Below are 19,725 nucleotides of genomic sequence, written 5' to 3'. Positions count from 1 at the left end.
CCATTTTATTTTATAAATTATTTAGTGAATACTGAATTAGGCTAGTGTATTTTCGACCCATTCCGGCGTTTTATAGCTAATTGTTATGTACCTATCTGTGATTTGTACGACAAGAAAAATGCCAAAGAATAAAGGCGTAATACCGTGTCAATATTCGCCATCGCAATGACCATATTGATGGATACGGCAATGGTTTAGCGGTTTTGGCGCGCACTAAGCTTAGACCGCACTTTTGCTTAATGAAGGAAAAGCTTCGTTCAATTTGACCTTGGCGATTCTCAGCGTCACGAGCTGCCGCATTCTTTGCGCGGCGCTGGTTTTCATCGACTGTCTTGGGTTTACGATCCAGTTTGGGCCTTATGATTTGATTCCCGCTCTTTGGCAAACGCGATGTTTTCTCGATTGCGGTACAGTTTGTCGGCCAATATCTCGTCTTGGTTACGACCGTGCCGCTCGTAATAAAGCTCAATGGACTTTTGGAAGTCGGTACTTTCATTGAACGCGTTGAAGTCGACGCGTTCGATTTTGATGCTCCCAACTTGAATAGAGACATCGATTTTGGGACCAAACTCGGTGTTTTGCTTGACTTCGCCGCGTTTGATCGGGCGTAAATACTACTGTGTCAAGCTGAAATTCGGTTGTCCACTCAGTACGTTTTATGCTAATACATGTCCTCCTGCTGCGCAACAGTTGCTGGGCCGTGGCCTAGCAACTGTTGTTTCGTCGTCAATGCGCCGCCGTGTTCACACAGTTCGCCGACGTAACGCAAGTCGTGTCGCACGTACAGCAGTTGCGCTTTTCCTTGGCTGATCGAGGGGCTTCTTGGTAACGTGATATAGTTTTTTTTGTGTGCTTCCCGTTTGTACGTCCACGGAATCGGTCGTTGAGCTGATGCGCTAGTTCCGTGATAATTTTTTCAAGGAGCGTTCGCGCTTGATTGAGTAAGGAATGAGCCTGTGGAAAGCGGATGTTCACTGGAGTGACTGTGGCATCCATGATCATCGTCTGTTCGTCGCCAAGACTGTCTTGAAGCCGGTTTTTACACCAGTCGCCAATGACTTGGCGCAACCGTGCGCTGATGGGTGCGACACGTTTCCGGAAATGCGACATGGTGGACGGGTTGAAGGGTCGCGTCATAACGTACGTGGGACAACCCATGAAGTACTGATAAGTGGGCGTATCACGAATGGCATTGACCAAGTCAACGTCGGAAAGTCCGGTGGCCTGCTTAATGAGCTGAGTACCATAAAGGAGTCGGAAGGGTTTGCCCGATCGGCCAAGTGGAGACGGAAAAACGTCACTATACGCGGCTTCCAGCTGGGGCCATGGTAACTGATTAGCGAGCTGAACCCATGTATTAGCCCGGTTTTAGGACACACCAAGTTCCTGACCGAAAGAATCTATCGAAAGTTGAATGATTTTCGTCCGATAAACCACCACACCCACCCCATCCATTAAAAACTGCATGAAAAAACACGTCACGGCACACTATTCCATGCACTTATTATACAATAAAATTGGGATTAATTGTTTAACATATAGCATTACATAATTATTAAGCATCCACTAAGGTAGTACTGTCAAAAGGTCTAGAAAAAAATTAACACAGTTTTTATTAGTCCCCAAAGTGTATTCTATTCCGCCTTTTGATATTTTAATTAAAGGCTGTGTTAACGTTTAATGTTGGTTTTTGCCAAAAGAGAACGTTCGTTCTATAATATAAGTGAGGAACAAACGTTCGAGGTGATTTTCAATGGCATCCATTCATGAGACTCTGGCAATGATCCAGCAATTAAGTGAAACAGATAAAAATCGACTGCTTCAGGCACTTTCACAACAAATACAGGAATCTGTTAAACCCAACGAGCCGTTGATCAAGGACATCCGGGAGAAAAGGAACGAAGAAGGATTCCTTTGCCCAAATTGTGGTTCAAAGCTGGTCATTCGTTTCGGTACTTATTTTGTTCAATCGGTGAAACGCCAAAGATATCGCTGCTCTCAGTGCCATAAGACCTCCACCGATCTGACCCGGACGCCTTTGGATGGCACTTGGTATTCGGACAAATGGATTCCGTTCATTGAAGGAATGATCGACGGGCTGTCATTACGTAGACAGGCAGCGTCCCTTAAAATTTCTTTGCCTACCGCATTCCGTTGGCGTCATAAGGTTTTAACGGCTTTAGAACGTCTCACTTCAAACACGTTTAACGGCATCATCGAGATGGATGAAACCTACTTTCTGTATTCTGAAAAAGGAACGAAACAAACGCTACGACTGCCTCGGAAACGAGGCGGACATTCCGCAAAACGAGGCATCAGCCATGATCAAGTCTGTGTTTTAGTTGCACGCGATCGTCAGGGAACTACCTATATGCACACGAAGGGGCATGGTCGACTATTAACTAGCCAGTTGGACAAAGTCATCAGTCCGCTCCTCTCAAACGACAATGTGTTCTGCACGGATGCTTGGCGTGCGTTTAACACTTATACGAAAAATAAGAAACTGCCCCATTATCGATTTAAGTCAACCGAAAAAACGCGTGTAATTAAAGGCATTTATCATATTCAGAACGCGAACAGTTACCATAGTCGGCTCAAACGCTGGATGATCCGCTTTAACGGAGTTGCGACAAAGTATCTTGACCATTATCTAGCGTGGTTCCACTTTCTAGATAGAATGGGATTTGAAAATACTGACCATACGGTCAAAACAATGATGGTGACGGCGTGCACCGCTTAAATCTTTATCAAGAAAACAACATTAGATTTAAACACAGCCTAATTAAAAGATATTGCCTGACTCCCCATTTGTTGCCAGGCACTGATAAAATATCCCTTACCTAAGCGTCTGTTCTTTTTGCCACCCATAGGATCGTTAACATAAACGTAGTTTGCATCATAACCGGTGACAAGGACGGAGTGTTCGTGCATAGTGATCCGTATATAACCCCTCTTTGTGTGCCAGGTGCGCCATTGATTCCCAGGGAGATAACGAAACCATGCATTGACAATCACCCAGACGGGTCTGCCCTTGCGAATCTGTGCTTCAATCGCTAACCAGGATTGTCCGGAGAGATCAACTGCTCTGCTACCAAGATAGCGCTTTGCAAGATTAAAGACAGGTTCATGGTAGACACCATAGCCTGAGTATCTAAGTGAATACATATTGCCGACAAAGCCATCATGTGGGTTCCCATAGAGACCCCGTGAATAATAAGGCACCTTGGCAATCTGACTTGCAAGTGCCATTTTATCTATATGTTTTCCTGCATAATTAAGCAGCATTGAAAGGCTAGTTACTTCGCATCCACGAGGCAATTGCGGGTATTGGTTGTAAACGGGTGCATTTAATATGTATGATTTCGGGCTCTGCGGTTTTGATTGAACGATTTTTTGAACATATTCGCCTGAAACAAAGCCGTAGCCATTTCGATATTTAATTCTCAGCCAACGACCCGTCTGTATGACAGAAACCACTGCTCCCTTTTTCAAGATGCCTATTGATTTGTAACTTTTAGCTGCTCCCGATCGGACGTTCAAGTAAGCAGTGGTTACTTTTCCTTGATAAAGGACTTTTGGCATGTTTTGCGCTTCGATCTGTCCAGGGAGAAATAAGCTGATTAGCAAGACAATTACGAGAAAGGACCCCAATAGTTTTCTCAAAACAGGTCATCTTCTTTTCATAATAATTTTTCTTTGGAGTGAGTGAGGAAAAAAATTGATAACGAAGAAATTTTAGTAGTTAAATAATACGGTATAGTATGAATATTTTCTTGAATTTTAGTAGAATTATCCATAGGATCCTCATTGAAGCATATGAAATACTATTATCATAGCATAATTTGATATCGGGGAGAGACAGTTCGTTGAGAAAGTTGCGACTGCTGCTATTTAACTCATTTTCTTACTCTTCACATTTTTTGTTTCGAAGGCATGATTGTTTAAAGGCAATTATGTGAAACCTATTTAATTCACATGTAAAAAGAGGCAAAAAACACTGCACTTACAGAAAAATTATCTGTGTGTCATGCTGTTATTGCCCCCCGAAAATGGCTGAAAGTTGACCGCGTTGCCTGTCAAATAATTGCCAGCTATAATGTCCGTAAGAAATTGCTGGCAATTATTTTTTATAGAAGGAAAAGGACAACCCTTTATCGTGCAATGTAACTTACACGAGAGACATCCCCAAACAACGCGATTACTTGTCCCAGTTGTGGTGGCGAACTTAAAGTAATTGGTAGTGTGAAAGAAAAATTGTGCAAATTTATAGCACTTCGCTGGCGCATCTCAGAATTCAGATATGGTAAATAATTGACAACAGGTGGTAAATTGGTTGGCATCAGTGGTGAAAAGTTTAGCAAGACTAGTACATTCTATTGAACGTATTCATTAGACGACTTAATGAGGGAATATATGAACAAATATTATCTTATTGCAAAGTACAACAGGGATTATCGGGCAACATCAAAAGCAAGAATGGATGCGGAAAGAATTATGGAACAACAGCACTATAATCCCGTATCTAGAGAAGAGTTCATTGAGAATAGTGATCAATATCAAAATTCATTATTTGTTGTTCAATATCCCGACTTGTTTCACAATAGGGAGATTCTTTTTACAATGAAATTACTAAAAAGATTAAAATGTACGAGCATTATTCTCATACATGATTTGAATTATTTACGAAATAAATCAATAAGTTCTAAAGATGAACAGGAAATCCTTAAACAATCAGATTTTTTAATTGTTCACAATAAGAAAATGGAAGATTACCTTGTTCAATTCGATATTCCGAGGACTCGTATGATTCGGTTAGAGCTGTTTGATTATTTATTTTGTGCATCTATTGATAGGAAGATAAAAAATATCGTTTCAAGTAGATACGATATTATTATCGCTGGAGATTTATCAATGGAAAAGTCTGCGTATATAAGAAATCTGAACAATTTACCTTATCTTAATTTCAATCTTTTTGGATCAGACCCTCAAATTAATCTCCCAGATAATACTTCTTATTTAGGTAAATATTCTGGAGATGATTTACCAAACTATTTACCTGAAGGGTGGGGATTAATTTGGGACGGTAATTCCTTGAAAACATGCAATGGTCAATATGGATCGTATCAGCGATTCAATAATCCCCATAAGGCATCGCTATTCTTAGCAACTGGTATACCTTTAATCGTATGGGAACATGCAGCAATAAGGGATTTTATTGTACAAAATAAACTGGGAATCTCAGTTACAACTCTTTTTGACATTGATAAAACAATTCATTCTTTAACTGACATAGAAAAAATTGAAATTCAAAAGCATCTTGATTTTTGGAGTAAAAGAATCAGAAGAGGATACTTTCTACAAAAGTCATTAAATAGTGTTGAAGAGAAAATCTAATCCCTATATTGAGTTATCTGCTTTTTTTACTTAATTTCCAAATCGTTTCAAAATAGTTTTCTGCCATTTCGACAATACTAGGTGATACAGATTCTTCATCATCGGATTCAAAGTAATCGTATTTCGAATCATATTGTTTTACTCTTGTACCTTTTAAAATGACGCACAAATCAGAGTGATCGGGCGGTAGAGTTACCTGCATCCAGACACGCGTTATTAGCTTTTCAACACCGTTTTTACTTTTTGTTCTAAATGATGCAATGATTACCGGAAGACGATATTGGGTAGAAAAGCATCTCGACTCGATGAGGTCGGAAAAAGGCTGCAAGAGATTAATTACTCTATCGATATCTTGGTTGATTTCTTTTTCTTCAGCACGAATTCCAGCGATTATCTCCATTTCCTGGATTTCTTGCAAAAATGAAGATCCTTTTTGAGCATAAAGAAATTGAATATTAATTCTATCACCACGCTTTTTTCGTCGTTGCGCGATTTGGAAAAAATTAGAATTTGCCTCGACAAATCCCCCACCAGCCACGTAGATAATCTGTATTTTTTCCGCCTTTTTAAAAATAAATTTAATATCTTTAAGTGAAATTTGGCCAACATCTATCTCATCGATGTTGTGATTTTTTAGCTTTTTTGCCAATTTTACCTGCTTTGAGTATCTTTTGGTGAAAAAGAATGCGATTATTGCTGTGAAAAATGCAAGCATCGATGTCGCTATTACTTCGCCAATAATTGTAGTTCCTAATTGAGACTGTAAAAAGCTATAAGTCATATTCATCGTAATGAACTCCTCAAATGACATTTATTATAAAGAAGCGAAAGAGCAATCAACTCTTTCACTAAATTTTTCATCAGAACCACCACCTTAAATAATCAATGAGAATGAGCGGTCAGCTATCGAGCCACTTATTTACTAACACGTAGATATTGGGTGCTCGTTTTGTTCCCTACCTGAATCACAACTCTGTAGGTGCCCGGGGTGGTGGCGGTTCCGACAAGCCAAGTCCATGTAATTTTGCCACTGCTGCCAGCTATTTTCGGTTCCAACCCTTTTGCTTTACTAATCCCTGATTTGTAATAGACTTTGATCGTGCCGCGTGCGCCACGTTTGGCTGTAACTGAAACGGAAGCATTCTGGCCGCGTTTGACCGATAAGCCGTGGGCCGTCGAGCTGCTGGATTTGGGAGCAGCGGCTGTTTTCTTTGTTGAGTAATTATATCCGGAGGCAGTGACGTATCCTTTGCGCGACCAGATACCGAGTTTACGAGATTTGGCATAGCTCTGAGCGGATTCTAAGCTGGCGAGATGTTGGGTATTCGGCGGTTCAATATAGGCAACGCGGGCAAGACCTTGTTTGACGACCAAATAATTGTACAAACTGCCTTTTGAGGTATAAATAAATGCCAAAAGCCGGTGGTATTTATCATAACGATGACCGGCCAAACCTTCTTGCAGTCGGACTTTGCTGCCGACCGGAAGCATTTTCTTTGCATAGGCGGAGGCAGCAGGACCAAATGGTTCAACGGGTTTGCGCGGATCATGCGTCTCCGGTGTGTCGATCAAAAGCATGCGAATTTCAACGGTTTTATGATTGAGCGTGACATAAATCGAGTCGCCATCCACTTCCTTGGCTATGGTTGCGGCGACAGTTCCCTTGGGGTAAAATGCGGCATGAGAAACTATTGGGGCGGACAGCGTCAGAGAAGAAGCAACCAAAGATATAATCAGAACGACTTGAAGGATAGGTTTCTTGTTTTGCAGATAACCGAGAAATAGGACGGAAATTAAGCTCAGACAACCGATCAAGATCATTTCACTCATTTTAACAGGTCCCCTTTATCAGCTCACGAAAGGGTCGAGCGATTATTATTTATCTCTAATTTTAGCAAGAAACAGCGAAAATCGCATGGTTTTCAATCACTTATTTAAAAAAATAAATCAGGCGAGAACCCGAAAACATTCAAGCATAGCACAAGGTATCTTTTAGTGCGGACTGTCAAAAAATTTGTTGATTATGGAAGCGAATTCATTTGAATGTCATACGCTTTTTAATCCCCTACAGGTGTATAATTTTTACAAATAAAGATAGATATGAGGGGACATAGAGATGCGAATGAAACGATGGGTGGCGGCTTTGCTTGGATGCACATTCTTGGTAGCATCGGGAACCGCATCGGCTGCAGGTCCACAAAACATCACGATTAATCAAAGCTGGGCGAAATTAAAAATGGCAACAAATGCGACAGGATATGACCGGATGCTTGATAAAACCAATAGCGGAGGACGGCATGCCTATTACCGGATGAAGATTGGACTGGACCAGGTCCGCATTAATAGCTATCAAACAGCGGGAATGAAGTATAATTTTCAAACCTTTGCCTGGTTGCCGTATCTCGACAGTAAGTTCAGTAAAAAAATAGTGAAACAATTAGTGAATCCACAGAGCTTTACGATCTTAAATCATAAAATTTATATGGTTTGGTCCCTGAATAATAATCGGGGTTACATAACTACATTTCCAATGAATCTTCCAGCGAAAATGAAAAATAAATTTGAAGATTTTCGCTCGGCTTATTGGTATAAGTATAATCATTCAAATAGCTACATTAAGAAGGGCTATCAAAGCGCAGGGGCGGATAACTTCTTTAAACAGGTTTCGGTCAGCGATCAGATGACGATTGGCCATGGGCAGACGCTGACAACGGACGGCAAATATTTGTACATGCTGCAGGATACAGATTTCACACATGGCAGTTTACAAGGAAATGAATCGATTGTACTTTACAAATATGATGCGAATTTGAAACCATTGAAAAAATGGTCATTTCGATTAATTAATAAATACAGCAAATACAAATACAACCCGCACACGCTAACCATGATTGACGGTAACCATTTTTATCTCGGGTTGGTCGGTAATCTGAAAGGAAGCTATAAAGCCAGTTATGTTGTTTTTAAAGGAACAATTACTGGAAATAAAGTATCTGTCGCGCCAGCCTTTCGGGTGAAAAACGCGGTTGGCAAATACCTGCAGTCTTTGTCGTATGACCGGTATAGTCATCGACTCTATCTTGTCAGTGATGATTCTTTTGTTGGCATTGATGTGGCAAACAAATCGCTGAGGAATTACAGTACTAAAATAGCCAATACACGAGAGACGGAAGGGATGGCATTCGATGGGACGAATACCTACCTTCTCTACAACTCGTCGCCAGAAATCATACAAGCCCGTTTCAAATAAATATAATTGATCCCAATCTAATAGAAAAGGCAGAACATACGATTGACTGTTCTGCCTTTTTTTGATCCCCAGCAATACCTGAAAACTTGGAGTCTATGAATAATATTAAACCAGAATGAATGTTTCCCTGTTTACTCTGCGATTGATGCATCCATTAAACGCTGAATTCTCAAAAAATATTTGTTTCGACCGATAAACTTAATAAAGAAGAAAATGGAATATTTTTTAAAATGAATCCTTTAGTCAAATAGTAATCTATTATTCTTTGAAAAGGAGCGTGGAAGGTGAAATCATTCGGTAAGCGGTTGTTATTCAGTTTCTTGTTGGCACTTTTAGTGATTCTATCTATTGTTAGTCCCTCTGAAAGTACGGTTCAAGCGAAAACATCTACATATAGTGCGTATGTCACCGCGTACACACTGAAAATCCGAAATCGCGCAAGTACAAGATTCAAAACATTGCGGACATTGTCTATGACAAACAAAGTAACCGTAATCAGCAAGTATCGAAACTATTCACGCGTAAAGTACGGAAGAACGACAGGGTATGTGCAGACGAAGTATTTGAGCACGCGTCCATATAGATACTATAGTGCATATGTCACTTCGTATACATTGAAAATGCGCAACCAGCCAAGCATTCACTACTCGCTCAGACATACGCTGAGTATGACCAACAAAGTGACTGTAATAGGAAAGGGACATAAATATGCACTTGTCAAATATGGTCGTACTACGGGTTATGTTCAAAATAGCTATTTAAGCAAGAGTAAGTATAGAGCTTATAGTGCTTATGTTACTTCATACACGTTGCGGATGCGCAGTGCTGCGAGTGTTCATTATTCCATTCGACGTATATTGAGCATGGGAAGCAAGGTATCTGTAATTGGCAAAGGGTATAAATACGCACTTGTCACGGGTTATGGCCAAACAGGCTACGTTCAAAATAATTATTTAAGTCGAACGCCATACCCAATGTTCACCGGCTATGTGACTTCAAATTCACTGCAAGTATACGGGGGACCGGGAACCCAATACAGCAAGATCATAACACTTCACAAAAGTAATTCGGTAACCGTGTCTGGCAAGAGCGGAAGCTGGTATAAGGTAAAATCGGGCAGTAGGGAAGGTTATGTTTCAAGCGTAAACATTAGTAAAAAGAAACCGATTCTGACATCAGTTTCCTTGCAAATGGATTTGAAACCACGAAGTGGATCAAATTTTAATCATTACCAGGCTTATGTGATTGCTAATGCGCTGAATGTACGCACATCACCAACCAGTTCAGCGAACAATGTGATCACGAGTCTTAAAAAGAATACAGTGGTTACGGTCATTGGAGAAACAGGTAATTGGCTGCAAATTAGTTATAACGGCGGAAGAGTGGGTTTTGTCTCTGCTTCTTATGTAATAAAGGGAACGGCACCGAAAGTAGCAGGTGATCCGAAGAAACCTTATACCCCGCCGAATAGCACAATCAGTCAATTGGGCATTGATGTTTCGCACTGGAATAATAATCCACAAAATAGAAATAATCAGAACTATACGGGATCAGATATCAATTACCAGGCCCTTAAAGCAGCTGGTATTCGTTTTGTAATTGTTAAAGCAACAGAAGGGCAAAGCTATTATGATAAAACGTTCGCTGAAAATGTGAATAAAGCGAATGCAGCGGGTTTAGCAACATACGCCTATCACTTCTTCCATGCGAAATCAGTGACAGATGCGGCTAAGGAAGCAGATTATTTCCTGAAGACGATAAATGGCCGGATATCGAAAAACAGTTATGTTTTCTTGGATGTTGAGGATAGCGTTGGTGATCCACTGACCAAAGACAAAGCTCAATTGACAAGCTATGTGAATCAATTTTTTAAAGTCCTCGATAGCAATGGCTATCATCGGTTTGGTATTTATACCGGCTATGATTTTTATTATAGTCGGCTGATCGCTTCAGAATTGCCCAATACCACAAGATTGTGGATTGCAAGATACCGAGGCTCAGCTACGTATAATGGTCTCGGCATGCCTGCTGATATCTGGCAATATACCGACCAAGGAAAATTACAAGGCATTAATGCAAATGTAGATATCGACATCTCCTATTTTACAGATGCAGCGGGAATATAAACCTTTGATTGCGATTGACTTATTTGGATCGCTTGGCACCCTGAGCATGATGGCCTATTCAAGCCAAACATGCTCAGGGTATTTTTTTTATCAATCAAGTATCGTGGCCTTTCTCTACGATGAATCGTAAACACTGTAATGATCTGCCAAAGAGACTGTTATCTCCCTGAAATCATCCTGTCATATAAAACTGGTAAATTATAGACAGTGAAAGAAAGGGGAGAAGAGAGAATTGAAAAAGATAGTGACGGTTTTGTTTATCCTCATCTTCGTTGTTTCCGGACTAACACCTGATTCGACTGCTGACGCGAGTTCACATTATAAATATGTTAATGTATCATCGACTGCTTACTGCGAAAAAGGGAGAACAGCAACGGGCTATAATCTCGCGAAGCATCCGAATGCCAAAGTCATCGCGGTTGATCCACGCGTGATTCCGCTTGGCTCCAAAGTCTATATTCCGGGTTACGGAACGGCGGTCGCTCGTGACACTGGCGGCGCAATTAAAGGAAAAATTATCGACGTCCACTTCGGATCGCGCCACAAGGCCATCGTTTGGGGACGAAAACATATGAAGATCAAAGTTTATCACTATTAATCAAGGTTCATCCGCACAATGGAAAAAGGCAATCCGATACGTCGCGTATCGGATTGCCTTTTCTTTGTTTTATTCAAAAAGACTCATTCATGATACTTTTGTTTATGATAATTATTGACCAATGAGGCAAGTTGGGCAATTACCTTAGTGGAATGACTGTAAACAAATCCGTTTGTCAAGATGGACAACGTGTACGGATGTTTATCATAAACGATAGCGACATCATTTGAGACCTTCAGTTCAGGCATCCAGCCGACCTTATGGGCAACGACCGTACCCTTAATCCCAGCAGGAATAGTCGCATTATACTTTGTATGCTGTAAATAGGTAACCAGTTGACGATCATAGGCATTGGACTTTGCATCGTGATAGAGTTTGGTGATGAACGTCGTCAGATCCTGTGCCGAAGTCATATTGATGCCACGCGGATAGGAATATTTGCCGCCGATTTGCTTGATATAATGATGGAATTGCGAACGTCCCACACGATCTTCAAGCATGATGAAGGCGATATTATCACTATACTCGACGGCTTTTTTGATAAGGTCAGCAATCGTGTATTTGCTGCCAACCTTGTGATATTGAATCACGCCACTGCCGTCACAATATTGATACCGATGATAGGTCAGTTTCTGCTTCAGACTGAGCTTGTGATGGGAGACAAGATTCATCACATCCATGACAAGGGGCAGTTTAATGGTGCTCGCTGCGTGATGTGGGGCGGAACCATTTATCGAGTAAGCGTCACCCGTCGTCAGATCACGATAGACAAGCGTAATACTACCTCCTGAATGTCTTATGTAGGAAACAATTGCCGCTTTGCCCTTCGCGCTTAATTTTGGTGCGACCTTGCCTTGTGCTTTAACCGGAGTAACCATGCTAGAAAAAAGCGCGGAAACAAGTACGAGACAGAAGAATGGAAGAATAAAAGGATAGATTCGTTTCATAGTACCCCCTATATGATTTGATGCCTTGCTTCTATGTCTGTAAACTATCCTAACATTAATACGCATAAATAGATTAATAATTTTTTGGGTCAATAAATTTTTACATTTAGCCTATTGATAGAAAAGCGAACCCCCTAAAGCTGAATGGTTCATTCAACTTTAGGGGGTTCGTTTATATAGAGAGAACGTAATCTTTGAAATGATTATTTTAAAGAGGCGATTCATTCATTTCTTCACTGTTCAGCAGATAACTTTTCTTCTTTAGCAAAAGATGAAAGGTTAGCCACGTCAGCAGCATGGAAATAATGCCCATACAGAGAAGCATCAAGGTTTGTTGGAGCAGATATACAGGGTCGCCGCCTATTGAGATGACCTGTCTAAGACCATTGACTGAATACGACATCGGCAGCAGTGCGTGAATCCATTGAAAGAATATAGGTGTTAAGGACACCGGGAAAATACCGGAACTGCCGCCGAATTGTAATAAAAGTAAAAGACCGCCGATTGCGCGTCCGATATTATTAAACGCTGTGCCCAAAAATTGGGCAATTGCGAAGAAAGAAAGACTAGACATGATCGTAAAGAAGTAAAACTGGCTGACAGACGTGACCTTTAGTCCGACAACGGTCAACATTAATGTGCAGATAAGCACTGCCTGAAAAATCGAAATAGCGGCAGACACACTGAATTTGCTGAGATACCAGAATAAACTTGACGTTGGTTCCTCGGAAGGCTTTCGTAACGGAAAAAATGTTGCGAAAGCGAGTGCGCCGACAAATAAGCCGAGCGAAAGAATATATGGCGATAATCCTTCGCCGTAATTGTTGACTGGATTCAAGTCTTTAACTTGAGAACGTTCTGGTTTCGCAAGCAGATCAGCCTGTTTTTTGCTATTACCAACAAAAGAATCAGGAGTATTGGCGCCATTAGCGACTTGAGTTTTGAATTGATTGATTTTTTGATTCAGATCGTTTATTCCGCTGTTCATTTGATTCGATCCGGAGTAAAGCGCACGCGCACCATCACTCAATTTACCTTGTTGCTTATCAAGGATTCCAAGTCCCTGGGACAGCTGGTCGTTTCCATTCATGATTCTTCCGGCGCCCGCGTAAAGCAATCCGCTGCCCCGCTGGATTCCTTTCATCCCATCGCTGATTGATTTGGCGCCGGAATTAATTTGCGAGAGGGCATCGGCCATCGATTGGGACGCGTTCGTCAACGATTGCGCACTGGTTGCCAGCTGCACGCTGCTTTTTTGTGTTGCGGCCATTAACGAAGCAATATTGTAATTTTGAGCTGAATCAGCACCGAGTTGAGTTAACCAAGTTTCGAAAGACGCTGGAACGGGCTGATGGTTTTGCACCGCTGCCGCTTCCCATGTCTCAAGTAGTGTGATCAACTGCTGTTTGGAGATATTCTGTGCTGCGTAATTCGGGTAGATTTGCTTCAGAAAATCAAGAATCAATGCGAATTGTGCGTTGAATTTCTGCTGCGCGCGATTGAATTTCTTCATTTGCTGATGCAGTTTTTGACCGCCAGCCGCAGTTTCAGAGATACCAGCATTTAGCCTTTTCTGACCTCGATTAAGCTTGGAGATTTTCTGGTCGAGTGTCTTTAAGCCGGTGTGAAGTGAGTGGATACCGATATCAAGCTGAGCAGATCCTTGGCGCGCTTGATGCAGCCCCTGCTGAAACAGCAAAGAAGAGCTGGCCAATTTTTTCAGTCCTTGATTCATTTCCCCGGAGCCATTAACCAATGGCTTAATTTTTTCGGCGGCTTTGGTCAAACGGTGGCTCTGCAATTTCCATTCTTGATTCACCTTGTGGAGCATCGCAAACATCGTTTGGGCATAGCTCTCGGTTACTGCACGGGCAATACGTCGATCAATCCCTGGAATGATCCCTTTTACCATCTGCGCCGCCGTATAGCTTTCGCCTGAATTGGTGTAATAGCGCAGCGTCATTTGCTTCATCGTTTTCCCACTTAGTAAAGCTGCAGCGTTGTTTGAGAAATTCGGCGGGATCACGATCACCATATAATAATTCTGTTGTTGTAAATTTTTTAGAGCACTATTTCTATCCTTCAGGAAGACCCAGTGAAAGGTTTTATTCTTTTTGAGATTATCCGTCAGCACTCCGCCAAGTGCGATCGATCGCCCAGATAACTGTGCGTGATTGTCCTGATTGACAACCGCGACTTTCAATTGATTGGCGTGCCCGTAGGGATCCCAAAATGCAGAGAGGAAAATACCACCGTAAAGAAGGGGCACAAACATCAAGCCAATGACCGAGATGAATAACGTACGCGTATGAAAAATTTCTTTCCATTGAGAAAGGATCAGGTTCATAGTCAAATACGCTCCATGGTTTTTTGTGTGTCGAACTCGCTGGACTACCCATTCGTTAAAAGGGTGATAACTATTGATAGTGATTCAAATAGTTGTTCCTTAGTAATGGCTTCTTTAAAGGCGGCTGTTTTTTTAATTGCCGTGTGTTTGTTTGCTGCAGGTGTCTCATATATTGCCATTTCTTTAAAAAAAATCAACATTAAATTTTAATATAGCCATTATAATGGAACCCGAGATGTATTTGCTCTATATCAGGGTATAAAATAGAAATTTTTAATGAGTATTCTGATTGGCTTAAATAAAAAGAGAAATTTCAACCGTAATTTGAGAATGCTAATTAATCGACGGGTGTTATACAACAAGGATTCTGCCGGGGAATGCTTACCTTGGACAAATGATAAGGGAGGATACTCGGGGATTTTGTCTCTATTATATCACCTTAAATGATTAATACAGCACCGTATAAATGACAAGAGGATGAGCTATCATTGGACTGGAAACGTGGGTTGAATCAGAAGGTAAGTCATCTATTGCTAAAATTAGTTGATCTTGTTAAAAAATATGATTTACTCATTGCCACTTTAATGTTTCTTTCGCTGCTTTTCCTTCTTTATTATAAAATCAATATTCCTGATATACGGGATTGGGATGAAGCGCGACACGGCGCCAATGCCTATGAAATGCTACGCTATCATCAATTCTTTATTAATTATTACGGTGGTGTTCCGGATTATTGGAATTTGAAACCACCGCTTAGTTTTTGGATTATTATGTTCGGGTATAAATTGTTCGGGTTTAATGTGTTTGGTCTTCGCTTTTTTTCGGGATTTTCCATTGCGTTAACAGAGATTGCATTATTCTTTTTTGCTCGTTATCGTTTTGGAAAAATTGCTGGTTTAATCACGCTCGCATCGTTTGCAACTTGCGGACCAATCATATTGCTGCATTGTGGACGAACAGCCGATCCAGATGCTTTGTTTTTACTCTTTGTCACGCTCGCACTGATCAGTTTATTACTGACAGAGAGACGATTCTATTTTTTATATTTTACCGGATTCTTCTTTTCATTAGCCTTTCTGACAAAAAGCTGGCATGCATTTTCTGTATTAATCATTGCAGGTCTTTATTACGTCATGACCGGTAGAATTGCAAAACTGAAACCACGGAATTTTATTATATTTTTTCTTACGGCATTTGTACCCATCCTGCTTTGGGCAATCAAGCGCTATAGTTTTGATCGATTTACATTCTTTAGCAAAATGGTTCGGTATGATCTCATTCGGCGCAGTTCGTCCGTACTGGACACACATTCGGGTGGCAAGCTCTATTACTTAAATTTTATCGAGGCCAATGATACCTACTGGTTTCTCCTATTCTGCGCGCTTGGTCTAACGATTTGTGTCCTTTTAAATAGGAGTAACTGGAATCGAAATAAAAACATCGGTATCGGTCTGCTGCTTTGGTTGATTGTTCCCTTTATCATCTTTTTATTAGCAAAATCGAAGCTCTATTGGTATATCTATATCCTCTTTCCGGCAATATCGCTTTTTATTGGGCTTGCGGTGGATAAATTATTACAGCTAAAAAAGACCGTATTAACAATCGTTGTGCTGTTATTTATTGTTTTTTCTTTTTATACAAGTTTTATGAAAACCTATCGAACAGCGGCTTCCCAATCGCCATCTGAGATCCAGATGGTGTTCGAACATTTAAATCGGTCTTCGAAGTATCGATTAGCCAATGTCTATACAGATGATACGATTACCTGGAGACAAAGTACATATTTATCAGCTTTATTGTTCGCTGATTTAAAGCCAAAGGATACTGGAATTACGGGTTTTGTGCTGGATCGCCAGATGAATAGTTTACTCGTCATGGCTAATAATCAGGAAAATAAAAAAATAATGCATGCGTATCACTTTCACAGCATCTATTCCAATCCTCGATATATTATGGTTTCGAAATAGTGGAATTCGAGTTCAAATAGCCCACACCCAATCAAAAAAAGGTGTGGGTTCAATTCTGGCTGAAAAAAGGACTTGGCTGCGCCAATTTATAGATATTTTTACTCAGTGTAACGATCGTGTAATGCCCGCTGTTCTACACTGCTAACAATAGTTGACTAGAAGATATGAAAATGTTGCAAAATAGTGTCGAAATATTTTTTCACCACATCGATAAGAAACTGGTATTAATACTGGAAACATAAACCAACCATGCTATAATGAAAAATAGTGTTAATGTCCCATATCAAAATAAGACTTAAGTAACTGAAAAGTGAGAGATAGATTGCCGAGCGGGGGAATGGTTTGATGAGTGCGTTTAACTTTTATTTGGAATATGACGGGAAAAGAAGTCTGTCGAATCCGTATGGGACATCGGTTGATCAGATTGAAGCGGATGGTATTAATAGCGCGTCCAATCGCTTTGCAGAAAAGAATCACCTAAAGAAGCTAGACGTTGATGAATTGGGTGCGGACGAATTTCGTATCTATTATGAGAGCAGGCGGTTCTTGGGACGTTCGAAAAATATTATCTATTACGTGAAAAATGATTAAGAGAGTTAGGAATTATTTAACATAGAATCTGTAAATCCTTCTCCCATACTATGCTATAATTTTAGACATCATAGAGTAGTTTTGGTAAATGAGATTACTTACATTTTGAAAAAGTTGGGGGAAACTATGGAAGAGACGATTAGCCTCAAGGAAATCGCGCAGATTCTCAAGAAGAGAATGGCGCTAATCCTTGTCATCACAATGCTCGCGATTGCAGCGAGCGCAGTTGTCACCTATTTTTTTATCACACCGAAGTATGATGCCTCGACGCAAATTCTTGTCAATCAGTCTAATGACACAAATAGCTTGTACACGACAAATGCCGTGCAGACCAATGTTCAGTTGGTGAATACATATAGCGTCATTATCGATAACCCATCTGTTTTGAACCCTGTGATTCAAGCACTCGACTTGAAAATGAACGCCTCGCAATTGAAGAGTATGCTGACCGTCGCGACGGAACAAAATTCCCAGGTCTTTACGTTAACGGCGGAAACAGCGAATGCCGCAGAATCCGCTCGGATTGTCAACGCCGTGGCCGCGTCATTCAAAAATCGTGTGCAGAAAGCGATGAATGTTGATAACGTTACAATTCTTTCGCCAGCAAATGTCAGTGCGGCGAGCGCGCCAGTGAAACCGAAACCGTTAATGAATCTAGCGATCGCAGCCGTGGTTGGGTTAATGGCCTCGGTTGGTTTGGCTTTTCTACTCGACTACTTGGACAATACGATTAAAACAGAGGAAGATGTGGCTCAGTTGCTTGAGCTGCCTGTCCTTGGTGTTGTCACTGAAATCACATCGCGGGATGACAAACGAAATAAGGCAAACGCACGTCATTCCGAGAGTTCGCATCGCGTAGGAGGTCGTCATGATGTTTCGGCAAAACTCTAAAGATATTTTAAAACAGCGTCACTTAATCTCGCATCACAATCCAAAATCAACGGCTGCGGAACAGTTCCGTACGATACGAACGAATATAGATTTCTCCGAAGTAAATGGGGAACTCAAGAAAATCATGATCACTTCGTCAAGCCCTGGAGAAGGCAAGTCAACGGTCGCAGCCAATCTCGCTGTGGTGAATGCACAGCAGGGGAAAAAAGTGCTCCTGATTGACGGCGACTTGCGTAAGCCAACGATTCAATACACGTTCCGTCTGCCGAATGTCAACGGGTTGACGACAGTCCTGACAAAGAAAATCGATTTAGAATCGGCAATACAAGAAACAGCCGTGAAGAATTTATATGTACTGCCAAGTGGTCCGATTCCACCGAATCCGGCGGAGCTGCTCAGCTCACCAATGATGGAAGCCTTGTTGAAATACGCGTTAGCGGCCTTTGATTTGGTGATCTTTGACACACCGCCCGTTCTTGCAGTAACCGATGCCCAGATCCTATCCCATCTTTGTGATGGCAGCGTCTTAGTCGTTCGCAGTGGTCTAACCGAAAAAGAATTGGCCATACGTGCCAAAGACCTGTTGATGAAAGTCCAATCGCGGATTCTTGGCGTGGTACTCAATGGAAAACAAGCTGTGAAAGCCGATGGTTACTATTATTATTACGGTAATGATTAATTATCTCGTTCCTGAATCGTCATCTCATGATTCAATCGTTCCAGAATAATAGGTAGCGATTTTCGAAAGCTTTATAAAAATTTTGATGAAACCGTTGCAGGAAACACTTGCTCATTTTACTTTATTGCGTTAATTAGATACAGTGAAGGGAGGATTCCAAATGATTGATATCCACTGTCACATCTTACCGGGTCTCGATGATGGCGCAGCAAACGAAACAATTGCTTTAGAAATGGCACAGCAAGCGGTTGCCGAAGGGATCACAGCAATTGTCGCGACCCCACATCATCGCAACAGGCATTGGCAAAACCCGAAGGCGAATGTGCTGCAACACGTGGCGCAACTAAATGAAACGCTGAAAGAACACGCGATTCCACTCACGATTCTTCCAGGCCAGGAAGTACGGCTGTTCGGCGAGATGGCTGAGCCAGACCAGCAAGCGGAATTGCTAACCGTCAATAATTCCGGAAATTATCTGCTTGTCGAATTTCCAACCATGCAAGTGCCGCAATACGCGTCGCAATTATTCTTTAATTTGCAGACAAACGGCGTCACGCCTGTAATTGTGCATCCGGAACGCAATCAAGTCTTCCTCGATCACCCCGATAGGCTTTATCAATTCATCAATGAGGGCGCTTTGGCACAGATTACCGCAGCCAGCTTGATTGGGAAAAGCGGCAATAAAGTACAAAAACGTTCCCGGCAATTTCTTGAAAATCAGTTAGCACATTTTGTAGCCTCAGACGCACACAACGTCACGCAGCGACCCTTTTATCGGCAGGCGGCGCAAGCATACATAGAAAAAGAATATGGTTTCCAAATGATTGAACAACTCAACCAAAACGCGGAACAATTGGTTCAAGGGAAACAGATTCCGCGCGAGCAACCTACAGCGATAAAAGAGAAAAAATTTTTTGGCTTATTCTAAAGGGGGA

General features: G+C 41.3%; 15 protein-coding genes and 1 pseudogene. 10 read left to right on the top strand and 6 right to left on the bottom strand.

The genetic code is table 11. The features are described 5' to 3' along the window. Positions 1–83: 83 nt before the first annotated feature. A pseudogene (locus JOC27_RS05965) lies at positions 84–1,455 on the bottom strand (IS5 family transposase). Positions 1,456–1,753: 298 nt separating this feature from the next. Here JOC27_RS05965 and JOC27_RS05960 point away from each other — a divergent pair. Continuing rightward, positions 1,754–2,740, top strand: a complete 987-nt coding sequence (locus JOC27_RS05960) for an IS1595 family transposase (protein ID WP_205006097.1) — start codon at positions 1,754–1,756, stop codon at positions 2,738–2,740. 38 nt (positions 2,741–2,778) lie between these two features. On the opposite strand, the gene JOC27_RS05955 is transcribed toward JOC27_RS05960, so the two are convergent. Then, positions 2,779–3,663, bottom strand: a complete 885-nt coding sequence (locus tag JOC27_RS05955) for a C39 family peptidase (protein ID WP_239529916.1) — start codon at positions 3,661–3,663, stop codon at positions 2,779–2,781. A gap of 750 nt (positions 3,664–4,413) precedes the next feature. On the opposite strand from JOC27_RS05955, the gene JOC27_RS05950 reads away from it, so the two are divergent. Continuing rightward, entirely contained in the window at positions 4,414–5,394 is a 981-nt protein-coding gene (locus tag JOC27_RS05950) for a glycosyltransferase (RefSeq protein ID WP_205006096.1), read from the top strand. A 13-nt stretch (positions 5,395–5,407) separates the two neighbouring features. Here JOC27_RS05950 and JOC27_RS05945 read toward each other — a convergent pair whose 3' ends face one another. Together JOC27_RS05945 and JOC27_RS05940 are read right to left on the bottom strand one after the other, a co-directional pair. Further along, on the bottom strand, positions 5,408–6,181 hold the full coding sequence (locus JOC27_RS05945) for a hypothetical protein (RefSeq protein WP_205006095.1): 774 nt from the start codon (positions 6,179–6,181) through the stop codon (positions 5,408–5,410). 128 nt (positions 6,182–6,309) lie between these two features. Continuing rightward, complete coding sequence (locus tag JOC27_RS05940; RefSeq protein ID WP_239529914.1) at positions 6,310–7,224, bottom strand: thermonuclease family protein; 915 nt, start codon at positions 7,222–7,224, stop codon at positions 6,310–6,312. A gap of 286 nt (positions 7,225–7,510) precedes the next feature. On the opposite strand from JOC27_RS05940, the gene JOC27_RS05935 reads away from it, so the two are divergent. The 3 genes from JOC27_RS05935 (at position 7,511) to JOC27_RS05925 (ending at position 11,368) form a co-directional block, all read left to right on the top strand. Then, the gene (locus JOC27_RS05935; protein ID WP_205006094.1) at positions 7,511–8,644 is read left to right on the top strand and encodes a hypothetical protein; all 1,134 of its coding nucleotides are present in this window, start codon (positions 7,511–7,513) and stop codon (positions 8,642–8,644) included. Between the two features lie 284 nt (positions 8,645–8,928). Next, positions 8,929–10,770 carry an SH3 domain-containing protein gene (locus JOC27_RS13590; protein WP_205006093.1) on the top strand — a complete coding sequence of 614 codons (1,842 nt, stop codon included), beginning with the start codon at positions 8,929–8,931 and terminating at the stop codon, positions 10,768–10,770. A gap of 232 nt (positions 10,771–11,002) precedes the next feature. Continuing rightward, complete coding sequence (locus JOC27_RS05925) at positions 11,003–11,368, top strand: 3D domain-containing protein (RefSeq protein ID WP_205006092.1); 366 nt, start codon at positions 11,003–11,005, stop codon at positions 11,366–11,368. Positions 11,369–11,451: 83 nt separating this feature from the next. Here JOC27_RS05925 and JOC27_RS05920 read toward each other — a convergent pair whose 3' ends face one another. Further along, positions 11,452–12,315 (bottom strand): serine hydrolase, encoded by an 864-nt coding sequence (locus JOC27_RS05920; protein WP_205006091.1) that lies wholly within the window; start codon positions 12,313–12,315, stop codon positions 11,452–11,454. Positions 12,316–12,523: 208 nt separating this feature from the next. Continuing rightward, a complete protein-coding gene (locus tag JOC27_RS05915; protein ID WP_205006090.1) occupies positions 12,524–14,662 on the bottom strand; it encodes a YhgE/Pip family protein in 2,139 nt (712 codons plus the stop codon). Positions 14,663–15,150: 488 nt separating this feature from the next. Between JOC27_RS05915 and JOC27_RS05910 the strand changes: the two genes are divergently transcribed. The 5 genes from JOC27_RS05910 (at position 15,151) to JOC27_RS05890 (ending at position 19,718) form a co-directional block, all read left to right on the top strand. After that, a complete protein-coding gene (locus tag JOC27_RS05910; protein ID WP_205006089.1) occupies positions 15,151–16,629 on the top strand; it encodes an ArnT family glycosyltransferase in 1,479 nt (492 codons plus the stop codon). A gap of 345 nt (positions 16,630–16,974) precedes the next feature. Next, complete coding sequence (locus JOC27_RS05905; protein ID WP_205006088.1) at positions 16,975–17,220, top strand: hypothetical protein; 246 nt, start codon at positions 16,975–16,977, stop codon at positions 17,218–17,220. 126 nt (positions 17,221–17,346) lie between these two features. After that, on the top strand, positions 17,347–18,111 hold the full coding sequence (locus tag JOC27_RS05900) for a YveK family protein (RefSeq protein WP_205006087.1): 765 nt from the start codon (positions 17,347–17,349) through the stop codon (positions 18,109–18,111). After that, on the top strand, positions 18,089–18,790 hold the full coding sequence (locus JOC27_RS05895; RefSeq protein ID WP_205006086.1) for a CpsD/CapB family tyrosine-protein kinase: 702 nt from the start codon (positions 18,089–18,091) through the stop codon (positions 18,788–18,790). The genes JOC27_RS05900 and JOC27_RS05895 overlap by 23 nt, the downstream gene beginning before the upstream one ends. A gap of 160 nt (positions 18,791–18,950) precedes the next feature. Beyond that, a complete protein-coding gene (locus JOC27_RS05890) occupies positions 18,951–19,718 on the top strand; it encodes a tyrosine-protein phosphatase (protein ID WP_205006085.1) in 768 nt (255 codons plus the stop codon). Positions 19,719–19,725: the final 7 nt, after the last annotated feature.

The organism is Sporolactobacillus spathodeae (genome assembly GCF_016908935.1).
Lineage (GTDB): Bacteria > Bacillota > Bacilli > Bacillales > Sporolactobacillaceae > Sporolactobacillus > Sporolactobacillus spathodeae.
Note: the sequence above shows the minus strand (reverse complement) of the source record. Positions and strands in the feature narration are given on the sequence as shown.